The organism is Psychroflexus maritimus, from assembly GCF_011089875.1.
GTDB lineage: Bacteria > Bacteroidota > Bacteroidia > Flavobacteriales > Flavobacteriaceae > Psychroflexus > Psychroflexus maritimus.
In genome coordinates, this window is the sequence record NZ_JAANAS010000038.1 from 1 (window position 1) to 23195 (window position 23195).

The following is a 23195-nucleotide window of genomic DNA, read 5'->3' on the forward strand; positions in this document are numbered from 1 at the left end:
TCACGATAGCTAAGGCTATCCTTCAAAAAATTGCCTTGTAACTGAATATCCTTATTGATTTTGACTTTGTGATTATGATCGAACTCAGGTTATTAAATGTCGTTAAGAGAGCGAAATTGCTTTTTTCATATATAACGCTGTGAGTAATTTGCATCCCGTACGTACGGGATGGAAATTGTGAACAAGGAAATATATGTAAAAATGAATAAGCTAAATAGCGTCATTTGATCGTTAAATTGGTATTATAGCCTATGAATGTTGAATGAAAGCAAAAAACATACAATGTACACTGAAGTCATATATTGGAATTAATTCGATTTTTCTATAACTAGTTGAATCCTTACGGAGCTAAAACATCATGCCAAAATAATTGTATATTTGTAGTAATAAATTCATTACCCATGAAACCCAAATACATCTTAAACATCAACGAATTGGATTTGAAGAAACAATATACCTATTCAGATTATCTTACTTGGCGATTCAACGAGCGGGTAGAATTGATTAAAGGATGGATTTATAAGATGAGTCCAGCAACTAAACGATTTCATCAAGAAATTGAAGGCGTATTACACGCTAAAATTTGGAATTTTTTTGAAAATAAACCTTGTAAAGTTTATCAATCTCCTTTTGATGTTCGACTAAAAAGAAGTAGGGGAAAAGATGATGAAATTGACACGGTTGTTCAGCCGGATATTTGTTTAGTTTGCGATTTAGAAAAATTAGATGAGGCAGGTTGTTTGGGTGCACCCGATTTAATTGTTGAAATTCTATCAGCTTCAACAGCAAAAAAAGATTATAATGAAAAATTTAATCTTTACGAAGAAAACGGTGTTAAAGAATATTGGATTGCTGATCCAGCTAATAAAAGCATTGAAATTTTTAGTCTTATGAACGAAAAATACGAGTCTTTAGGCTTGTATATTGAAAACGAAGGAATTACTGAAGTAGAAGGCAACCTCTTCCCTGATTTAAGAATACCTTTAAAATCTATTTTTGGGAAATAAAATACATACGATTCTGCTTAGGTTGAAACCCTAATTCAATCGGTTTTTCTAAACGCCTATGCATCCTTCCAATTAAAAAAACAAAGAAAAATACAAGCCTGTACAAAAGACCTGAGCAGGGTTAGCTCTTAATTCATATAAATTAGCTGAATTCAAAATTTAAAAAACCAGCTAATCTTAAACTAGCTGGCTGTATTGAATTAAATTGAAATCTTAGTATTTTTTACCAAGTCCAAGACGCTCTAAAATTTTCAATCCTATGTTTTTATAAAGATACTTTTGAGTTAAAGTAGCGGTCAATTCAGCTAAAAGATTCTGAAGACTTAAGCTTTGTTGAACTTTTACAAAATTAATTTTAGCCTTTTGTTGATGAATATCTTTTTGCAGCTGAAGTAATTTCAGGTCTTTATCAATTTCTGAGAAAGATTTATATTTTTTCATATCAATTTTCGTTAGTATTTTCCTCTTCTGTAGAAGAAAAAATTTCACCAAATACAGTCAATACAAATCGATCGATAAGTTTTCTGCCTTTTGTTGCAAAAAATAAAACAAGTAATAAGTTAAAAGCTGCAACAATAAAAAAACCTAGGTATAACTGATTAAGTAAATCGCCCAGTAAGATAGCTACTCCTACTGACAAAAAACCGAAGAATAATAAGAAAACGCCGCTTACAACAATAAAACGGAGTAAAGCAGAACTAGCTTTAGCAGATTTTTTATAAGCATCTAATTTATAATATTCAACTAAGGCTTCTAAATAATTTTTAGAATCTTCAGTAAGATGTTCAACATGATCTTGTAATTTAAAAGGCATGTGTTATTTTTTAGCTGCTTTTAAATCTTTCATTAGTTCATCGTTTTTCTTTTTTAAAGCTGCTAATTCTTCTTCCATAGAAGCCAATAAGTTATTTGATTTACCTTGAGCTTGATGAATAGTTGAATCTAATTTTTCTTCAAATTTAGATTTAGCTTCTTCAGCAAATTCTGAAAGTTTATCTGAAGCTTCATCATACTTTTTTTCTAATGATTTTTTTGCATTCTTTGCTTCTTTCTTAATTTGCTTTCTTGTTTTATCTCCACTTTGAGGTGCATATAAAATTCCTAATCCGGCTCCAACAACAGCACCTGTTAATAAAGCAATTAATGTATTTCCAGTATTATCTGACATAATTATATAGTTTTAATAGTGATTTTCTCAAATATAGAAAATAACATAGCAATTTAGGTTAATTTGAAGTTAATGTACATCGATATACAAAGTATCTTATGCTAAAATGATTCTTATCATATTTCAACTGAATTAAAAAGGTGTTTACATAATAACTAATTGGTTTTATTGAATTTAGCTTTATCAACAGCTTCAATAATAAGATTTGATAAACTTTTCAAAACAAAGCAATTAGAAATCAACAGTAATGTGAATAAATTGAAGCTAAAAAACAAATAAAAAATTTGGTTGAACCAATAAAATTTCCTGATAAAAATTTGAATGAATATTCGGTTTTAATAAGTGAAAAATTAAATAAAAGTTATCCCCTACTTTTTTAAGTTTATCAACAAGTTAAGTCAATGTAAATTTTAAGTAAATTGTACTATTAACCGATTTTAAAAACTTGTTGATAAGTCTAAAATAAAATTCATTTACAATAACTTAACATTAAAAAGAAATGTGAATAACAAGTGGAAAAAAAAGAGATTCTAACAAAAAAAAGAGATTCTACAAAAAGTTTTCACGATATTCACAGTACATATATATAACAAAGTTTTATTTTAATTTTTAAAAAAAGAAATATGTATTACTTATATATGTTGATAACTACTTTTAAAAAGTAAAACTAAAGTAAGCTAACTTTCAATTTGTCTTGATAAGATACACTAAGCCAAAATAATTTCTATTTTTGCAAGCTATGGCAAAACAAGAAGATAAATTTAAGCAAGTTATAGCCCATGCCAAAGAGTATGGCTATATATTTTCATCTAGTGAAATTTATGATGGATTAAGTGCGGTATATGATTACGGTCAAAATGGTGCTGAACTTAAAAAGAATATTAAAGAATATTGGTGGCGCAGTATGGTGCAATTGCATGAAGAAATTGTAGGCTTAGATGCTGCAATTTTAATGCATCCAAAAACTTGGACAGCTTCGGGCCACACTGAGGCATTTAATGATCCATTAATTGATAATAAAGATTCAAAAAAAAGATACCGGGCTGATGTTTTAATTGAAGACTATTGTGAAAAATTAGAGCAAAAAGCACAAAAGGAAATCAAAAAAGCAAAAAAACGTTTTGGAGATGATTTTGATGAAGCTCAGTTTGTAAGTACGCATCCAAGAGTTGTGAAATACAAACAACAACAAAAGGAAATTCTTCAACGTATGGCTAAATCATTAGATAATGGTAATTTATATGATGTAAAAGCCTTAATTGAAGAATTAGAAATTGCTTGTCCAGCTTCAGGTTCTAAAAATTGGACTGATGTTAAGCAATTTAATTTGATGTTTGCTACCAAACTTGGGGCATCAGCAGAAACAGCCACCGATTTATACCTTCGTCCAGAAACGGCACAAGGTATTTTTGTCAACTTTGCTAATGTGCAAAAAACCGGCAGAATGAAAATTCCGTTTGGTATTGCTCAAATTGGTAAAGCTTTTAGAAACGAAATTGTAGCCCGTCAGTTTATTTTCCGTCAGCGTGAATTTGAACAGATGGAAATGCAATATTTTGTTCGTCCAGGAGATGAATTAAAATGGTTTGAATACTGGAAAGATTTACGTGCAAAATGGCATCAATCTTTAGGAATTAACCAGGAATTGTATCGTTTTCATGACCATGAAAAATTAGCACATTATGCCAATGCTGCTACCGATATTGAATTTGATTTTCCTTTTGGATTTAAAGAATTAGAAGGAATTCACTCTAGAACCGATTTTGATTTAAGTGCTCATGAAAAACTATCAGGTAAAAAATTACAATTTTTTGATCCTGAATTAAACAAATCTTATGTGCCTTATGTAATTGAAACTTCAATTGGATTAGATAGAATGTTCTTAGCCGTTTTTTCAAGCGCTTTAAAAGACGAAACACTAGAAGATGGAAGCAGACGTACTGTTTTGCAAATTCCTCCTGTTTTAGCTCCTGTAAAGGCAGCTGTGTTTCCACTCTTAAAAAAAGATGGACTCCCAGAAATAGCGCATGAAATTATAGATGAATTGAAATGGGATTTCAATGTAATTTATGATGAAAAAGATGCTGTTGGAAAGCGTTACCGAAGACAAGATGCTGCTGGAACTCCTTTTTGTATTACCGTAGATCACGATACTATTGAAGATCGAACTGTAACTATAAGACACCGCGACACGATGGAACAAAAACGTGTAAAAATTGAGGATTTACAAGGTATTTTAGACCAGGAAGTTAATATGAAATATTGGTTAAAGAAAATTAAGTAAATCAAGCTCATAAAATTGAAAACAAAAAACTGCGTTGTTTATAAACAACGCAGTTTTTTTATGGCTCAAATTTCATAGTTGTTTTTTAAAAAAACTAACTACGAATATAGTTTACTTAATGATTTGTTAGAGTTAGCAAACATTTCAAACTGAATGTTAAAGGAGAAATTTTTAAAAATGATGTATATGGGTATTATATATATTATTTATGTCAAATAACTTAAACTCTAAAATACTTAAGAAAATTGGCTATTGCCGTAAAAATGTCATATTTGTTTAAAGTAGATACAAGCTTTAATTTTTTACTTTTGAATAAAATTAATAAACTAAATTATGAATTCAATTGCTAGTAAAATTAAAGAAATTAGGAAGTCAAAAGGTTTTAGTCAGGAAGAATTAGCAGAAAAAGCTAGTGTTAACTTAAGAACTATTCAACGCATAGAAAATGGAGAAAACCAGCCTAGAGGTACAACTTTACAATTAATTGCTTCTGTTTTAGGGTTAAGCGTTGAAGACTTAAACGCAGAAACAAAACCATCCGATTGGCATTTCCTTATAAAACAAACTAATCAGTTTATCCTTTTGCTCTTTGTTAATTTTATTTTAATAGGGATATTAGGTTTTCTTACTTTAGATTCAAACGCTAATGTTAATAGTTTAGTTGGGGCTGTTTTGCTTAGTACTTTAATACCTCTCTTTATTGTTTATTTAAGTCTTCAAATGTCAGATTTGGAACGCATGTTGAAATTTGGTTTTGGCTATATTTCATACATGATTATCCTCGTTTTCTTACATGGATTACCCATTGGATTTACTACAGGTTTAATTCCTTGTGCACTAATTAGTTTGTTTTTCCTTTACTTTGGAAGTAAGCTGCTTAAAAACAAAAACAATGCGAAGTAAAACTCCGCATTGTTTATATTGAAAACTAATTTTTTTTTATTCAAACAACCACCTATACACATCGTTTCCATTAGCATAAAGCACTAGTGCAATAAGCAAAAAGAAACCAATCATTTGTGCGTATTCCAGTACTTTTTCATTAGGTTTTCTTCCTGAAATCATTTCGTATAATAAAAACATTACATGACCACCATCTAAAGCTGGAATAGGAAGAATATTCATAAAAGCTAAAATAATTGAAATTAAAGCGGTAGTTAGCCAAAAGCCTTGCCAGTTCCAAGCATCAGGAAAAAGACCACCAATAGCTCCAAATCCACCTAACTGAGAGGCTCCAGCGGTAGTGAATACATATTTAAACTGAGCTACATAATCGTGTAAAGTCCAATATCCTAAATCAAATCCAGCAGGAATACTTTCTAAAAAACTATATTCTCTTTTGCTAACCTCAATATTTCTGAAATTAGTTACACCAATAAATCCATCTTCATTAGTAGTCAATTCTACCGTTTTTTCTTCGCCTTTGTAATTGTTAATAGAAAAATCTTTACTGCTTAACTGATTACTGTTTCCTTGAATGAAGCCAATTTCTAATGTTTGTTCTTTATTTTCAGCAATTTCACGAGAAAATTCGTGCCAGAAATTTACTTTTTTACCATTTACAGAAGTAATTAAATCGCCTTTTTGTAAACCAGCTTTTCCGGCTGGTTGTTCAGGAAGCACGCTATCCATAACTGGGTAAGAAATAGGTTGCAAAGCAATTTCTACTTCACCACCTTCAAACAGACGCATACCTAAATCTTCTGGTATATCAATTTCTTTTATTTTTCCATTTCTTTCAACGCTAATTTGTTCTGGACTTCGTACTAATAAAATCTTCTGAATTTCTAAGACGTTATTTAGTTCTTTTCCATCAACAGATAAGATTTTATCTCCATCTTGAAAACCAACTTCTTGCATGATTGGTGAAGCAGAAAAACCATATTTTACACCGTCTTTATCTACATAGCCTTCACCCCAAACAAAGAGGACCATCATATAAATTAAAAATCCAAGTATAATATTTACAGTTACACCGCCTAACATAATGATTAAACGTTGCCATGCGGGTTTACTTCTAAATTCCCAAGGTTGTGGAGGTTGAGCCATTTGCTCTTTATCCATACTCTCGTCAATCATTCCGGCAATTTTGACATAGCCGCCCAAGGGTAACCAACCAATACCGTAAACGGTATCGCCTATTTTTTTCTTGAACAGTGAAAATTTAACATCAAAAAACAGGTAAAACTTTTCAACGCGGGTACCAAATAACCGAGCGGGGATAAAGTGACCAAATTCGTGTAAAACAATTAAGATAGAAAGACTTAAAAATAATTGTATAGCTTTTATAAAAAACGGATCCATGTAAAATTCTAATTTTAAAACTCGGCAAAAGTACGGTTTTTCAAGTTCTTAAAAAACATAATCTTTAGTGAAACAATTTCTATTTTATTTTCTTTTGAAGGCAGAAAAGCGAAATTAAAATGTATAGTTAGTTTAATTCATCTGGTAAATCCACTTGGCTGGGTCTAACGCATCGGTATTTTTATGGATACTAAAGCTTAAAGTTGTTTTCCCTGTTTGCTTATCAGTAGCTACTTTTCCTAGACTTTGGCCACGTTTAATATCTTCTCCTTTATTGACATAAATTTCTGAAAGGTTATTGTAAGTAGTAATGTAATTTCCGTGTCTTACATGTACATATTTGTTTCTTCCACGAACAACGCTTACTTGTAAAACAACACCATCAAATATACAAAGTGCTTCAGCGTTTTCTTCGGTGTCTATTCGTATGTTTTTCCGGTTTACTACAACCGATGGTACTAAATGATGCCTTCTTTTACCAAATTTAGTTGTTACTAAACCTGCTTTTAGCGGCCATGGTAGTCTTCCTTTGTTTTTAGCAAAATCGGCTGCAATTAATTTAGCTTCTGGGGTTAAATCAAATTTTGCTCTAGCCGATGAACCTCTTTTTTTATTTTCGGCGGCAATTGCTTCTCTAATTAATCGGTCAATTTCTTTTTCTAGTCGATTGATTTCTTTTTCTTGAGCTTTTATTTCTGCAATGTATTTTTTCTCGTCTTTTTTAATTTCATTGAGTAGCTCTTGTTGTTCTTTTTGTTTTTCAACCAACTTAGATTTAGATTTTCTGTTGCTTTCTAAAACCGCTTCTTTTTCCTTTTTTTGCGTAAATAAAGTCTCATTTAAACGCTGCAATTCTTTGGTTTGTTTTCCTATTTCAAGGCCTTGTTTTTTGCGGTAATTAGCATGTTGATTCATGTATTGAATTCGCTTGTAAGCTTGAAGAAAACTTTCAGAAGAAAACAAAAACATGATTCTATTTTGTTGCGAATTACTTTGGTATGATTTTTTAATCATCTTAGCATATTCGTTTTTTAAGGCTTGCAATTGTTTCTTAAGTTGCTCTATGTTTCTGGTGTTTTCATCTATTTGATTAGAGAGTAAATTAGCTTCTTGATTATTAACGCGAATAAGTTTTTCAGTGGTTTTTATTTGTTGATTAAGTTCATCTACTTTTTGAAGCGCTGATTTTTCACTTTTTTCTGTTTTGCCTAAAATTTTCTCTAAGCTAGCCATTTCCTTTTCTATTTCATCTCTTTGTTTTTCAAGTTGTTCTTTGGTTTGTGCATTTACCGAAGAGACTGACAACAGCAGAACAACAACTAAAAGTAAATAAGATTGGACTAACTTCATTATAATTTAATTTCTTTGTAATTACTTGGAATATCAAATGGAAATGACAACTCTTCACCCACATTTAGACTTTTAAATTCTAGCGATAAATTTACTTCTTCTTCTTTATTTTTAGCTAAAATATTAATTTTTTTTGGATAAAAAGACTGCTTATTAGTTTGAAAACTAGGATAAGTAATAGTTAGAAATTGATTTAATTCAGGATAAATTATCTCTTGTTTTTTAAGTCGAAAATGTTGAGCATCTACATCCATATTTACATTTATTCCCATTTTTGTAGAATGTTTAAAAGCATATTGATTTTCTTCAAAATTAGCAGAACTTTGTCGGTTATTTAATTGAATTAAACTTTGTGCTAATAGCAAGTTTTGTAATTGATTAAAGTTTAAATCAACTCCAAGTAAGTTACTTATTAATTCAAAATCTCCATCAAAGTATTCATTATTAATTTTTTCGTAAAACTGAACGCGCTTAGGAGTTATATATATTTTAGCTACGGTTATTAATCCAAAAGCCTTGGCACTCATCCAAATTTTTTCATCTTTTTGGATTCGATAGGTAATATTTACCGTTTGACTCATGTTTTTGTCTCTGTAAGAAGCTTTCATTTTTCCACTTAAGCTTTCAAACCCTGGAAAGCTCTTTTCATGGCTTTTGATTACATTTTTAATAGCCCGTGGTTTTAAATCTTCGCCAACCATAGGTTTTTTACTTTTACAAGCTCCTATACATAATATAGTTAAGCTTAGGAGAATAAATCTTACGGCATTATTTTTTAACATCTAAAGCTTTATTTTTAAATTTTTCTGTTTCTTTTTCATTACCTAAAACGCTGTGTGCCTCACTTAATTGTTCAAAAAAAGCAACTTCTAATTCAGGTTGATCGAATACATAGCTTAAACCTTCTTCAAGTATTTCAATTGCCTTTTCAGGCTGATCTAGATTGTTTTTTGCTATTCCGTTAAGTAAATATAAAACAGCTTGCGCAGGAAATTGGTCTAAGGCCTCTGTAGCGCTTTTTTCAGCGTCTTCAAACTTTAATAAATCAATTTCAAGGAGAATAATCTTCTTAAGTAATTGAAAGTTGTTGGGTTGATCTACCAGTGCTTTTTTATAACTAGCCAAGGCCTTTTCTGGTTGATTGTTTTTTAACTGAAAGTTCCCTAATTCCCTATTACTAGCAGAACTTTTTCCTTCTTCTATAGCTTGATCTAATAAATTAATTAATTGCGATTTATAAGCGGGGTTATTTTCAGCTATTTCTTTAAAAGTACTGATTACTTGTACTTTTTGCTCTTCTGGAATTTGGTTGTTATTAACCACCTTTTCTGCATAAGGAAAAGCTTTATTTACTTTTCCTTCACTTATATAGAAAAGACTTAATACAACTTGTAAATCTTGATTATTTGGAGCAATTTTTTCTAATTGCAATGCAGTTTCTTCAATTTTTTTGGTCTTTCCCTGAAGTTTATAAAAACCGATTAAACGAATATATAAATCTTGATTTTCAGGTGTTTGTTTAATTTGATTTTGATAAAACTTTATAGCCGATTTATAGTCTTCTGATTCTTTAAAAATAACATCTCGTAAATTGTACAATTGATTTGAATTTCCTCTAACTTCAACCAATTGATTAAGGCTTTTTTCGGCTTCTTTGTATTGATTAATGATGAGGTGTAAATTAACTTTCAACGCTAAATAATCAATATCATTTTTACTTAAACTTTCTAGTAATTTAATCCCTTTTTTGTAATTCTTTTGGGCCTTATATACTTTTAGCAAGTTTTCTTGAATGTGAAACTTTTGTTTATCATTAGCTAAATCAATTGCTTTTAAAAAATTTTCTTCGGCTTCTTTGTGATTTTTTAAATCCAAGTGGTTTTTCCCTAATTCTAGATAAATGACCATTTCTTCAAGGTCTAATTTCTTTATTTTTTCTAAGTTTTCAATAGCTTGTTCCTGATTTTCAATAGCTCGTTGAGCAATAGCTTTAAAGAAAAGTTCTTGAAATTGGTCTGAAACATTTCCTAAGTCGTCTTGATTTACAGCGCTAGCAAGGTCTTCTTGTGGTTGAGCCATTAGCACAAAGCCAAGTAAAAATAGCAAGTAAAATAATGGTTTATGTTTCATCATTAGTATAATTTTCCAATATTAAAACGTTTCTTGACTTTGCTTAATTGCAGATTTCAAGAACCGAACTTTCAATTTAGCACTAATCTTTAAATTATAAACAAACCCGCAATTATGCAAAACCACTATTTTAGCTAGTTTTTATTCACTAAGTCTGTTTTTCAAGTCCATTTGTTCGTGCAAAATTCACGTAAGTTCAATCGGCTGCTTCATTCGTTTGCGATAAAAAACAATATGCCGATTAGTTTTTAGTCCAACTAATTTTTTGTTATCCCATCATAGTTTTTCTAATTCGAGCTTGTACGCAATGTCTTGAAAATTGTTGAATAGCAAGTTCTCCTATTTATCAACTTGTTGTTCAGACCACTTTTCAATCGTATTTTCCTAAATTCCCTTCACTTTTTCATCCGCTCAAATTGATTACAAATTGCTAATCAGCCTTTAAATCACTTCAACATCTTTCCCAGTTTGATCAAAATTATTTATCAAACCCAACTTCTACTCCAAAACCGAATAATCGCCAATGCTAATTTTGGTAAATTTTCCATCAAATTTAGCATGATTACCCATCATAGCTTCGTCTAAATTAGCATTTTTTATATGGCTATTTTCTTGGATTAGCGAATTTTTAATGCTTGAGTTTTCAACTATGGTGTTATTTCCAAGGGAAACATTAGGACCAATAGTAGCATTTTTTAACACCACATTTTCGCCAATAAAACACGGAGGAATAATTTCTGAATTCTCTTTTTTATGTGAATTAGAAATTAGTATTTCTGCTTCGTCTTTATGAAGAAAACCTAACATTCTAGTATTGGTTTCTACGGTTACATTTTTGTTTCCGCAGTCCATCCATTCATCTACTTTTCCGGGTTTAAAGATAGCACCTTTTTGCTTCATTTTTTCAATACCATCATTAATTTGGTATTCTCCACCGCGAATAATATTTTCATCAAGTACCTTTTGTAATTCGCCCTTTAAAACCCCTACATCTTTAAAATAGTAAATTCCTATAACCGCTAAATCGCTAACAAATTCGCTAGGTTTTTCAACTAAATCGGTAATATTTCCTGCTTCATTTAGTTTTATTACTCCATAAGCATTTGGATTTTCAACTTGTTTCACCCACATTACTGCGTCAGCCTCTTTATCTAAGTTGAAATCGGCTTTAAATAAAGTATCGGCATAAGCTACTACCGCAGGTCCTTCTAACGAATCTTTAGCACACATAATGGCGTGTCCTGTTCCTAAGGGCTGGTCTTGTACGTAAATACTAGCTTTTGCTCCAAGGTTTTCAGCTACTTTAGTTAATTGATTTTCAATTTCTTTTCCAAAATCTTTTCCAATAATAAAGGCTATTTCATCAATAGGTTCGTTTAAAACTTGAGCTATATCCTCAACCAAGCGCTGCACTATTGGCTTCCCGGCAATAGGAATAAGCGGTTTAGGAACGGTTAGCGTATGTGGTCTTAATCGTGAGCCTCTTCCGGCCATGGGTACAATAATTTTCATTTTCTTATTTTTTGTATTATAGTAGTTTATTTTCCAGTACTTCCAAAACCGCCCTCACCACGTTGGGTTTCAGAAAGTTGTTCTACTTCAATAAATTGAGCTTGTTGATAGCTAGCAAAAACAAGCTGTGCAATTCGGTCTCCTTGATTCACTTCAAAAGCTTCATTAGAGAGATTAATCAAAATTACGCCAATTTCGCCTCGGTAATCAGCATCAATTGTGCCTGGCGAATTAAGAACGCTAATCCCTTTTTTAAGGGCTAATCCACTTCGGGGCCTTACTTGAGCTTCAGTACCTTTTGGTAACTCAATAAACAAGCCTGTTTTTATTAGTTTTCGCTCAAATGGTTTTAAAGTTACGGGCGTTTCTACTTGAGCACGTAAATCTACTCCCGCCGAAAGCTCCGTTTCATAAGTGGGTAGCGCGTTTTCTGACCTATTAATAAGTTTTACTTTCATTTGTTTATTTCTATTATTTTCTAAACGTCAAATGTAACACGTATAATAATTCTTATGCTTGTACAAAAATTTTTAAGTGCGTGTTTCATCTGAATTCTGATTGTTTGATGGCTTTAGTAACTGAATAAGTTCAGCTTTTTCGCCAAAATAAATAATTGTTGCAAATATTAAAATAAGTAGCGTACCTACCGCATAATTTTCTCTAAATCCGTAAAATGCTAACGCCGAAAAACCAACAGCCACCAACAAATACAAGCTAATTTTTGAAGTTGAATAAGGGATTTTGTAGTATTTCTGACCGAAGAAATACGAAAGTATCATCATTAAGAAATAAGCCAAAAGTGTAGCTCCGGCTGAAGCGTAATAGCCATAAACAGGAATCAAAGTTAAATTAATAACAACAGTAACTATTGCACCTAAACTTGAAATATAAGCTCCAAATTTAGTGCGATCGGTGACTTTATACCAAACTGAAAGATTGTGATATAAACCTAAAAACAAGTTGGCTAATAAAATAACCGGTACAATGTCCATGGCTTCATAGTAACTTTCGTCACGAATTAAAATTACTTTAAAAAGATCGACAAAAACCAAGACCACCAATAAAATAAATCCTCCTAAAATGGAATAATACTTAGTAATAATAGCATAAGCTTTGGTGGGGTTGGCCGATTTTGCATGACTAAAAAAGAAGGGTTCTACGCCTAAGCGAAAAGCCGTTCCAAAAAGCGTCATAAACATTCCTAATTTATAACAAGCTGAGTAAATACCCACTTGCTCTTTGGCAATGTCCTGCGGAAGCAAACGCTCCAATAAAATTCGGTCCAACACTTCATTAATGCTATACGCCAACCCTGCCACTAAAACAGGTAAAGCGTAATTCATCATACGCTTCCAAAGTTGTTTGTTGAATTGGAATTCCACTTGCTTAAAAAATTCAACCAAAAGCAGTAAAGTCAGCGCACTTGAAATGAATAGCGAAATAAAAATATAATTCACCTCGTAATCTTCTATATAGATAGACTCTAGCACCGAAAACTTTTTGCTCCAGTCTTTGAGGTAAAGTAAAAAGAAGATATTTAAACCTAAATTTAGACTTACATTTAGGGTTTTAATTACGGCATATTTAATGGGTTTTCCTTTGGCTCTGAGCCAAGCAAACGGAATGACTGCAAGCGCATCTAAAGCAAGAATGCCTATGACCAGTTTTAAAATGGGAGTTTCAATTCTTGTAAATTGATGAATAGGCTCTAAAAAAACGAAGCCCAACACCACAAATATTAATGTGCTAAGGCTAATGGACCAATGGGAAGTATGAATGACCTGCTCAGGATTTTCCTCTTTATTGTAAAACCGAAAAAATGCAGTTTCCATTCCGTAAGAAAGTACCACATTAAAAATAACAAAGTAGGCAAAAATAAGCGAATAATCCCCAAAGTTACTGTTCTCTAAAATCCCTGTATAAAGTGGTAACAACAAGACCGAAATTAATCTCGGCAACACGGTAGAAAGTCCGTAAATAAAAGTTTGTTGAAAAAGTTTTTTAAACACGGTTTTAGTTTAAAGTTTAGGTTTTGGGGTAAAGATACAATTTTAAGGGAAGTTTGGAAGTTTGGGGAGTTTAGTAATTATAAATTTTAAATCGAACCTCTCTGTGTGCTTTGTGTATCTGTGGTGATTCAAGAGATAGGAGATGAGATAAAAAAATGAAATTTTGTAATAAGTGATTTGGTAGTTGGGAGTAGGGAAGTTTGATTATAGAATGAACACAGCTTTGCGACTTTGCGTGAAATAAAGAAGAGAGCTTGGCAACTTTGCGCCTTTGCGAGGAAAAAAAGAATTAAGTAACACATACAAAGAATTAAGATTTCGTGAATTGTAAATTAAAAATGAATTTCTCTGTGTGCTTTGCGTTTTAAGCTCTATGTTCTCTGCGTGAAATAAAGAAGAGAGCTTGGCAACTTTACGTCTTAGCGCCTTTGCGAGGAAAAAAAGAATTAAGTAGCACATACAAAGAATTAAGGTTTCGTGAATTGTAAATTAAAAATGAATTTCTCTGTGTGTTTTGTGTTTCTGTGATGATTTAAACGAAAAGTTTGGAAGGTTGGGGGTAAGATGTTGGATATGGTAAGTTAAATTTGAGAAAAAAGATACTTAAAACATGAATTTTATTTAAAAAAATTACCCCCTCCTTTATGCTGAGTCCAATCGAAATACTTGATGGGGCTGGAGGAGGCTTCTGTGTCTTTGTGGTAAAAGTTAAATACGAAGAAAATTTTTAACGACACCAATTAAAAAAGAAGAACCAAAAATCGCAAATCGATTGACCTGGTGTTTCCATAAAAAACCAATAACCTCTTCTTTCTTATGGATGTAATTTTTTTAGGGGTTTTTATGTAAAGATGTTAAATTTAAAAACTTTACCCCTAAAAAAAAGGGGGTGTGTTTCTAAAATTTATATTTTTGCCTAGAAATATAAACAAAAATCATGGCAACACTTAGATTTAATGCAATCAAACAGACCTTAAAACGAAAACCAGTTAAGGTCTCTGAACCAGAAAGAAGATCAGAAGTTTTTGGTAAAAACGTATTTGGAGAGCAGGCTATGCGTCAATACCTAACCAAAGATTCTTTTAATTCTGTGATGGAAGCAATTGATAAAGGCACCAAAATTGATCGTAATCTTGCCGATCATATTTCAACAGGAATGAAAGAATGGGCTATTAGTAAAGGAGCAACGCATTACACGCATTGGTTCCAGCCACTAACAGGATCAACCGCTGAAAAACACGACGCGTTTTTTGAAACAGTAGGCGATGGTAGAGCTATTGAAAAATTTAATGGAGGACAATTAGTTCAACAAGAGCCAGATGCTTCTTCTTTACCACATGGAGGAATCAGAAACACCTTCGAAGCTCGTGGTTATACTGCTTGGGATCCTACTTCTCCTGCATTTATCTGGGGTACTACACTTTGTATTCCAACGATTTTTGTTTCCTATACAGGCGAAGCATTAGATTACAAAACTCCTCTTTTGCGTTCGTTAAGCGCTTTAGATAAAGCAGCTACAGATGTAGCTAAATACTTCGATAAAAAAGTTTCTAAAGTTACCGCCACTTTAGGCTGGGAACAAGAATATTTCCTCATTGACTCGGCTTTAGTTTCCTCAAGACCAGATTTATTGATGTCTGGAAGAACTTTATTAGGTCACTCGCCAGCTAAAGGTCAGCAATTAGATGATCATTATTTTGGATCAATTCCTACCCGCGTGTTAAATTATATGCGCGATTTAGAAACGCAGTGTATGTACTTGGGTATTCCTGTAAAAACCAGGCATAATGAAGTGGCTCCCAACCAATTTGAGTTAGCTCCAATTTTTGAAGAAGCTAACTTAGCGGTAGATCATAATTCATTATTGATGGAAGTAATGCACAAAACTGCAGAACGTCATCACTTTGCGGTACTTTTTCATGAGAAACCTTTTGCCAACGTTAACGGAAGCGGTAAACACAACAATTGGTCTTTGGCAACAGATACAGGTTCAAACTTGTTGAGCCCGAGCAAAAAACCAATGAAAAACCTTCAGTTCTTAACCTTTTTTGTAAATACCATAAAAGCTTTTCACGATCACGAAGAATTAATGCGTGCTACTATTGCTTCGGCATCTAATGATCATCGTTTAGGTGCTAACGAAGCCCCACCAGCTATTATGTCGGTCTTCATAGGTTCTCAATTAACCAAGGTTTTAGATGAACTTGAAAAAGTAACAGATGGTAAACTTTCGCCAGAAGAAAAAACCGATTTAAAATTAAACGTAGTAGGTAAAATCCCTGAAATTTTATTAGATAATACCGATCGTAACCGTACTTCTCCATTTGCTTTTACAGGTAATAAATTTGAATTAAGAGCCGTAGGCTCAACCGCTAATTGTGCCGACCCAATGACGCTTTTAAATGCCATTGTTGCTAAGCAGTTGAAAGAATTTAAAGCTGAGGTAGATGCATTGATTGCTAAAAAAATGAAAAAAGATGATGCTATTTTTAATGTGTTAAGAGAGTACATTAAGGCGTCTAAGAAAATTAGATTTGAAGGCGATGGTTACGGAAAAGCTTGGGAAGAAGAAGCAGCTAAACGTGGGCTGAGTAATAATAAAACTACGCCAATTGCATTGCAACCAAAAATTTCTCATCAAGCCAAAACACTTTACTCTGGTCTTCAAATTATGAATGAAAGAGAGGTTGTTGCTCGTTATGAAATTGAAATTGAAGATTATGCAAAAGAAATTCAGATTGAAGGTAGAGCTTTAGGAGATATTGCCCGAAATCATGTTATTCCAACGGCTATCAAATACCAAAATGTGCTTATTAAAAATGTACGCGGCCTAAAAGAACTTTATGGCGAATCTTTCATGAGCAAAGCACAGGAGCAAATGAATATTATTGATGCTATTTCAACTCATATTGAGCGCATCAACGCTAGCATTGAAGAGATGATTGAAGCTAGAAAAAAAGCAAATAACCTTGAAGATGCTACGCAAAAAGCTTTTGCTTATTGTGATGAAGTAAAACCCCACTTTGAAACCATACGCTACCATTGTGATAAACTAGAATTGTTAGTGGACGACGAATTATGGCCACTAACTAAATATAGAGAAATGTTGTTTACTAGATAAATCTATTTTAAACTCAACTAAAAAAGGCTATTCAATTTATTGTATAGCCTTTTTTTTAGCTAATAATCCGTTTTTCTCCTAGTCGATTGAATGAAAATTTGATTTTTGTCATTTTTGTAAATAATAATTGACACATCGTAACATAAGTTACCAATAGAAATATTCTATCACACTAATTTTGCAATATAAATTAATGTGATATGAAAATCAAGCTAGTTATTCTTTTAATCTTCTTTACTAGCATTGGGTTTGCTCAAACAGCAACATCAATCAGTTTAGAAGAATTTAAAAACAAGATAGAACAAAACAACCGAAGCCTGCAAGCCAACGAACAGGAATACTTGCAGATGAGGGCAGAATACCACGAAACCAATGCGGCTTTTTTACCGCAATTGAGCGCTTCGCATACGGCCTACCGTACCGATAATCCAGTTATGGCTTTTGGTACTTTGCTAAATCAAGGGGTTTTTGCCGAGAGCGATTTTGCCGTCAATAACCTCAACAATCCCGCTGCAGTAAGCAACTTTGTAACTACTTTTCAGGTGCAACAGCCTTTGCTAAATTTTGACAAATGGGTCATGCGTTCGGCTTTAAAAGACCGTGCAAATGCCCAAATGCAACAAAACACTTTTAAAAAAGAGGCTTTATTGTTGCAAGCCGACCGCTTATACATGCAACTTCAATTAGCTTACAAAAGCCTTGAAGTTCTCGAAAAATCAAAAGCTACAGCTAAAGCCAACTTGAAAAGCATTGAAGATTTTTATGAAGAAGGATTACTGGTGAAATCGGATGTATTAAGCGCAAAAGTCCGCTTAAATGAAGTCGAAAATGCGCTTACTAAAGCTGAAAACGAACTTGTATCTATTTCTGACTACATGTACTTTATGATGAATGAAGAAGGAAGCATGCTTACGCCAGAAAACAAATTAGAAATTCAACTTTCAGAAGAAAGCCAAGAAACAAGTTTAGCCAATCGAAGCGATGTGGTGGCCATGGATTTAAGTGTAGAAGCTTACCAAAAGATGAAGAAATCTGCTGGCATGATGTATTTGCCTACCTTAAATGCCTTTGGAAATGTGCAGTACTTTGATCAAGATGTTTTTGGTACCGGCGCTCAAAACTTTTTTGTTGGAGCTACCTTAAATTGGAATTTATTTGAAGGCGGTAGCCGAATAGCAAAAAATCAACAGATGAAAGCCCAACTTCAACAAGCCAAATTGGAAGCTGAAGATTATAAAGCTAATGCTGAAGTTGAATTAGATAAAGCCAAGCGAAATCTAATTGAAGCTGAACAAAAAATGAACCGAAATACCCTTTCATTAGAGCAAGCACAAGAAGCTTTTGATATTCGAAAAAATCGTTTTGAAGAAGGTTTAGAAAGAACTACCGATTTACTCAACGCCGAGGTGCAATTAGCCAACCAAGAGTTGATGTACAATCAGTCGATTTTCGAATTTAACCTAGCCCAACTGCAAGTTCAATTTTTAGGAAATGTCAACTAAAATAGCCTGGGTGTCTCCGTGGTTTTATTTTTACAAAAAAGAAACTAAAAACACAATGCAATAAGGCTCAAAATAGAAGTAAAACAATTTACCCAATACTTAATATCATTTAAAATGAATAAAATAACCTATACTTTTGGAATATTAGTTTTTGTTTCTAGCTTACTATTAAGCTGCGGAAAAAAGACTAAAGAAAAGGCTTCTGCTGAAGCGAGCATAGCGGTAGAAGTATCAAAACCAAGTACTGAACTAGCTAAAACCTTGAACTTTCAAGGAAAAATAAAATCGGCTAAATCAACAAGCATTCGTACACGCGGATCGAGTTTTGTAGAGGAGGTATTTGTAAAAATTGGCGATGAAGTAAAGCAAGGACAATTGCTTATTCGTTTAAATAATGCCGATTTACAAGCCAAAAAAGCTCAAGTTGAAGCACAATTACAGCAAATAGATGCTCAATTATTGAATTCAGAACGCGATGTAGATCGCTACCGAAACCTCCGAGAAAAACAGAGTATTTCTGAAAAGGAATTGGAAAATATAGAACTTCAATTGGCTTCTATACAAGCCCAAAAACAAACCGCTTTACAACAGTTGAACGAAGTAAGTTCAGAATTAAAATACTTTGAAATTAAAGCTCCATTTGATGGAGTAATTACCGCTAAAAACGTAGAAAAAGGCGATTTAGCTAATCCGCAACAAGCCATGCTTCAGTTGGAGGGTAAAAGTAGTTTTGAACTTGAAGTTTCCGTTTCTGAACGTGATATTCAACACTTTCAGCAAAACGACTCAGCTGTTGTTCAATTCGCAAATTCGTCAGCCAAATTAAAGGCTATTGTTTCTGAAGTAAGCTCTTCGTCTTCTACAACCGGCGGACAATTCCGGGTGAAAGCAAGTATTATTTCAGCAGAAAATCAAGTCTTGTTTTCAGGAATGAATGCAAGTTTACAACTAACTACGGACCAAGCTTCAAAAGGAGTTTTTGTGCCTCAGTCGGCAATTATACCTCGAGGTGAATTGAAGGGTTTGTACATTGTAAGTCAGCAACAAACAGCTTTATTACGTTGGGTAAGAGTAGGCGAAAGCACAGGAGAACAAGTTGAAGTTTTAAGCGGGTTAAATGATGAAGAAAAAATCATAACCTCCGCCACTTCAAAGTTGTATAACGGAATTAAGGTTTCTTTTAAGTGATGAATAATTCTGTCATTTTGAGAGCACCCGAAAATTTGCAAAATTTTTTTAATAGGAAGTAACATATATTAAATTCGGATTTTAAAAACGGCCTAGAAAAGTCGAGAATTCTTAGGATGTTGGAAAAACTATTTTAAAAAACATATTCAAAACTCCAATGCAAAAGATTCCGCATCTCGCTATCGCTCGTGCGCAATGACAGGAAATAAGAATAAACGTCATGGGTAGTGGTTTCAACAAACGACAGTAGCGTTGAAAGTGAACTTCGACACCGCTCAGCAGAGCTATCGAGAAATAAAATTAATACTTTGTACCTAGTACTAAATACTAAATAAAGAAAAAATGAAAAATGGTATAGCAGGAAAATTAGCCAATGCGTTTTTAACTTCAAAAATCACCCTCTTATTGATGGTGGTGTTTTTAGCAGTTGGAATATACGCATCCTTATTAATTCCAAGAGAAGAAGAGCCACAAATAGATGTGCCCATGGCCGATATTTTTGTAGGCTATCCAGGCGCAAGTCCTAAGGAAGTTGAAAATCGTGTGATGCTTCCCTTAGAACGTATCATCTCTAACATAGACGGTGTTGAATATGTATATTCTACTTCCATGAAAGAACAAGGGATGTTAATTGTTCAATTTTATGTGGGGGAAGATATTGAACGTTCCTACGTGAAATTACACAACGAAATCATGCGCCACATGGATAAAATACCTCAAGGCGTAACACAACCTTTAATTAAAACACGTTCTATAGACGACGTACCTGTTTTAGGATTAAGTTTGTTTAGCGAAACTTATGACGATTACCAATTGCATCAAATAGCCAATGAGCTGATTGTTGAAATTGAAAAAGTAAAAAATGTTTCAACTACACAAACCATTGGCGGAAGAAGTAAGCAACTTCAAATTGAATTGAACCACCAAAAAATGGCTAATTATGGATTAGACATTTTGAAAGTCACCGAAATGATTCAGGCTAACCATAGTCAATCTTCCAGCGGAAATATTCAGAAAAATGATGAAGAAATTAGAATTTCAACAGGTAATTTTATTTCTACCCCTGAAGACTTAAAACAATTAATTGTAGGAACTTTTCAACAGCAACCCGTTTATTTACATCAAATTTCCAACATTACCGAAGGTCCAGAAACGCCAAAAAACTACGTTACTTTTGGGTATGGAGCCGCTTCTGATCTACAAAGCGAAATGCTTTCTTCTTATCCTGCCGTGACTATTTCGGTAGCCAAAAGAAAAGGCGCCGATGCTATGCAAGTTGCGGAGGCTGTTGTTGCACAAAAAGAACGTTGGGAAAAATATATTATTCCTGATGATGTGCAACTTGAAGTTACTAGAAATTACGGAGAAACCGCTTCCGATAAAGTGTCGGATTTACTCTTCAACTTGTTAAGCGCCATTATTGCAGTAACCTTGGTGGTCATGCTTTCTATGGGTTGGCGCGGTGGATTAGTTGTGTTTATTTCCGTGCCTATCACCTTCGCTTTAACCATGTTAAGCTATTATTTATTTGATTACACCTTAAATCGAATTACTCTTTTTGCTCTGATTTTTATTACAGGTATTGTGGTAGATGATTCTATTATTATTACTGAAAACATGCACAGGCATTTTAAAAAGAAAAAAATGAGTTTGCGTAAAGCAGCTATTTATGCCATTAATGAAGTGGGTAATCCTACTATTTTAGCGGCATTTATCGTCATTGCTTCCGTACTTCCTATGGCATTTGTGAGCGGATTAATGGGACCTTATATGAGTCCGATGCCTATTGGTGCTTCTATAACCATGATTTTGTCTTTGTTTATTGCGCTTACTATTGTTCCTTATTTAGCCTATTATTTCTTAAAAGCAGACGGAAAACAACCGGTTGAAGGCGAGGAAGAAAACGAAGTGAAGGAAACAGAAAGTACAAATTTTGGCGAGGAAGACAAAGATTTACAACAAACAAGAATCTACAAACTCTACAATAAAATTCAGCGTCCAATGCTAGAAAGCAGAAGAAAACGTTGGGGTTTTATTGGCGGAATTACCTTGCTTTTATTGGCTTCGGTATTCTTGTTTTTAAACCAGTCGGTGTTGGTAAAAATGCTTCCTTTTGACAATAAAAACGAATTTCAAATTGTGATCGACTTACCTGAAGGAACCACGCTTGAACGAACCAATGCAGTAACTCAGGAAATTGCCGCTTACGTAAAAAACAGGCCAGAAGTAGTCAATTACCAAACCTATGTAGGCACCGCCTCTCCAATTACCTTCAACGGATTGGTAAGGCACTATGATTTGCGAAACCAAGTTACAATGGCAGATATTCAAGTGAATATTACCCACAAAGATTCCCGGAGTGAGCAAAGTCACGACATTGCCAAATCCTTTAGAGAAGAAGTCCAAAAAATTGGTGATGTATATGGTGCCAACATTAAAATTGTAGAAGTTCCACCAGGTCCTCCTGTACTTTCTACGATTGTAGCTGAAGTGTACGGCCCAGATTACAACGAACAAATCAATATTGCTAGAAACATCAAAAAAATCCTTAGTGAAACTAATGATGTGGTGGATATTGATTGGCGCGTGGAAGCCGACCAAAAAGAATTGCATTTTGAAATTGATCGTGAACGCGCCAGTTTAGAGGGTATTGCACCAGCACAACTAGTTAATGCTATGCAATTAAGCTTAGGCGAACACGCTATTGCTCAAGCTTATCGTGAAAATTCTAACCAAAACGTTGGTATTGTCTTTACTACTAAAAATGAAGATAAAGCCGATTTAGACCAGCTGCTTCAATTAAAAGTAATAGCTCAACAAGGAAATGCCGTAGAAATTGGCGACCTAGTAAAAGTAGTAGAACAGCCCATTGAAAAAAGCATTTTCAGAAAAAATAAACGCCGCGTAGTCTATGTTACCGCTGAAATGGCAGGCGAGCTTGAGAGTCCGGTGTATGCTATTTTAGGCATGGAAAAATACCTGAAAGACATCTATCTACCTGAAGGGTATTCTATAGAAGAATTGTACACAGAAATTCCTGTGGATACCGATGATTATTCAGTGAAATGGGATGGCGAATGGCAAATTACCTTAGAAGTGTTCCGTGATTTAGGAATAGCTTTTATCGGAGTAATTTTCATTATTTACATGCTCATTGTGGGTTGGTTCCAAAGTTTCCGTTCACCTATCGTGATGATGATTGCTATTCCGCTTTCTTTAGTCGGAATAATTCTAGCCCACTGGATATTTGGTGCATTTTTTACCGCTACCTCCTTCATTGGGATGATTGCTCTTGCAGGAATTATGGTTCGAAATTCGGTCTTGCTCATCGATTTTATCGAAATACGATTAAACGACGGCATCCCTTTCAAACAAGCCATCATTGAAGCTGGAGCCGTACGAACAACGCCTATTTTGTTGACTGCAGGAACTGTAGTTATTGGTGCGGTAGCGATTTTATTCGACCCGATTTTTCAGGGATTAGCACTATCGCTTATGGGTGGAACCATTGTTTCAACCTTTTTAACATTATTGGTTGTTCCCTTGGTTTACTATGTAGTGATGAAAAAGAAATATGCATAATTGAAAGTAAAGAATTTCCATCTTTTATCAATTCCCCC

The 23195-nt window shown here is 33.5% G+C and carries 17 protein-coding genes; 7 read left to right on the forward strand and 10 right to left on the reverse strand.

Annotated elements, in window-relative coordinates:
* Positions 1 to 401 precede the first annotated feature (401 nt).
* Complete coding sequence (locus G7034_RS04195) at positions 402 to 1007, forward strand: Uma2 family endonuclease (protein WP_166399717.1); 606 nt, start codon at positions 402 to 404, stop codon at positions 1005 to 1007.
* 213 nt (positions 1008 to 1220) lie between these two features.
* Here the strand turns inward: G7034_RS04195 and G7034_RS04200 are convergent, their stop codons facing one another.
* From G7034_RS04200 to G7034_RS04210, 3 genes are read right to left on the reverse strand one after another with little or no spacing between them, the layout of a single operon-like run.
* Positions 1221 to 1448: a DUF6327 family protein gene (locus G7034_RS04200; protein ID WP_166399718.1), complete on the reverse strand. Its 228-nt coding sequence runs from the start codon at positions 1446 to 1448 to the stop codon at positions 1221 to 1223.
* 1 nt (position 1449) lies between these two features.
* On the reverse strand, positions 1450 to 1821 hold the full coding sequence (locus G7034_RS04205) for a phage holin family protein (RefSeq protein ID WP_166399719.1): 372 nt from the start codon (positions 1819 to 1821) through the stop codon (positions 1450 to 1452).
* Between the two features lie 3 nt (positions 1822 to 1824).
* Positions 1825 to 2175: a YtxH domain-containing protein gene (locus G7034_RS04210; protein WP_166399720.1), complete on the reverse strand. Its 351-nt coding sequence runs from the start codon at positions 2173 to 2175 to the stop codon at positions 1825 to 1827.
* A 739-nt stretch (positions 2176 to 2914) separates the two neighbouring features.
* Here G7034_RS04210 and G7034_RS04215 point away from each other — a divergent pair.
* Together G7034_RS04215 and G7034_RS04220 are read left to right on the forward strand one after the other, a co-directional pair.
* Positions 2915 to 4459 carry a glycine--tRNA ligase gene (locus G7034_RS04215; RefSeq protein ID WP_166399721.1) on the forward strand — a complete coding sequence of 515 codons (1545 nt, stop codon included), beginning with the start codon at positions 2915 to 2917 and terminating at the stop codon, positions 4457 to 4459.
* Positions 4460 to 4792: 333 nt separating this feature from the next.
* Entirely contained in the window at positions 4793 to 5362 is a 570-nt protein-coding gene (locus tag G7034_RS04220) for a helix-turn-helix domain-containing protein (RefSeq protein ID WP_166399722.1), read from the forward strand.
* A 36-nt stretch (positions 5363 to 5398) separates the two neighbouring features.
* Here the strand turns inward: G7034_RS04220 and rseP are convergent, their stop codons facing one another.
* The 7 genes from rseP to G7034_RS04255 all read right to left on the reverse strand — a co-directional run bounded on the left by rseP (position 5399) and on the right by G7034_RS04255 (position 13764).
* Positions 5399 to 6763: an RIP metalloprotease RseP gene (rseP, locus tag G7034_RS04225; RefSeq protein WP_166399723.1), complete on the reverse strand. Its 1365-nt coding sequence runs from the start codon at positions 6761 to 6763 to the stop codon at positions 5399 to 5401.
* A 132-nt stretch (positions 6764 to 6895) separates the two neighbouring features.
* Complete coding sequence (locus tag G7034_RS04230) at positions 6896 to 8113, reverse strand: murein hydrolase activator EnvC family protein (protein WP_166399724.1); 1218 nt, start codon at positions 8111 to 8113, stop codon at positions 6896 to 6898.
* Positions 8113 to 8895, reverse strand: coding sequence for a DUF4292 domain-containing protein (locus G7034_RS04235; RefSeq protein ID WP_166399725.1), 783 nt, complete (start codon positions 8893 to 8895; stop codon positions 8113 to 8115). Before G7034_RS04235 ends, G7034_RS04230 begins: the two co-directional genes overlap by 1 nt.
* Complete coding sequence (locus tag G7034_RS04240) at positions 8882 to 10246, reverse strand: tetratricopeptide repeat protein (RefSeq protein WP_166399726.1); 1365 nt, start codon at positions 10244 to 10246, stop codon at positions 8882 to 8884. Before G7034_RS04240 ends, G7034_RS04235 begins: the two co-directional genes overlap by 14 nt.
* A 495-nt stretch (positions 10247 to 10741) precedes the next feature.
* On the reverse strand, positions 10742 to 11755 hold the full coding sequence (locus G7034_RS04245) for a sugar phosphate nucleotidyltransferase (protein WP_166399727.1): 1014 nt from the start codon (positions 11753 to 11755) through the stop codon (positions 10742 to 10744).
* A 26-nt stretch (positions 11756 to 11781) separates the two neighbouring features.
* Positions 11782 to 12213, reverse strand: a complete 432-nt coding sequence (dut, locus tag G7034_RS04250) for a dUTP diphosphatase (protein WP_166399728.1) — start codon at positions 12211 to 12213, stop codon at positions 11782 to 11784.
* A 72-nt stretch (positions 12214 to 12285) separates the two neighbouring features.
* Positions 12286 to 13764 carry an oligosaccharide flippase family protein gene (locus G7034_RS04255; protein ID WP_166399729.1) on the reverse strand — a complete coding sequence of 493 codons (1479 nt, stop codon included), beginning with the start codon at positions 13762 to 13764 and terminating at the stop codon, positions 12286 to 12288.
* A 937-nt stretch (positions 13765 to 14701) separates the two neighbouring features.
* On the opposite strand from G7034_RS04255, the gene G7034_RS04260 reads away from it, so the two are divergent.
* From G7034_RS04260 to G7034_RS04275, 4 genes are all read left to right on the forward strand, one after another.
* A complete protein-coding gene (locus G7034_RS04260; protein ID WP_166399730.1) occupies positions 14702 to 16885 on the forward strand; it encodes a glutamine synthetase III family protein in 2184 nt (727 codons plus the stop codon).
* 200 nt (positions 16886 to 17085) lie between these two features.
* Positions 17086 to 18387: a TolC family protein gene (locus G7034_RS04265; protein ID WP_166399731.1), complete on the forward strand. Its 1302-nt coding sequence runs from the start codon at positions 17086 to 17088 to the stop codon at positions 18385 to 18387.
* Positions 18388 to 18501: 114 nt separating this feature from the next.
* Complete coding sequence (locus tag G7034_RS04270) at positions 18502 to 19575, forward strand: efflux RND transporter periplasmic adaptor subunit (RefSeq protein ID WP_166399732.1); 1074 nt, start codon at positions 18502 to 18504, stop codon at positions 19573 to 19575.
* Between the two features lie 342 nt (positions 19576 to 19917).
* Complete coding sequence (locus G7034_RS04275) at positions 19918 to 23157, forward strand: efflux RND transporter permease subunit (protein WP_166399733.1); 3240 nt, start codon at positions 19918 to 19920, stop codon at positions 23155 to 23157.
* Positions 23158 to 23195 lie beyond the last annotated feature (38 nt).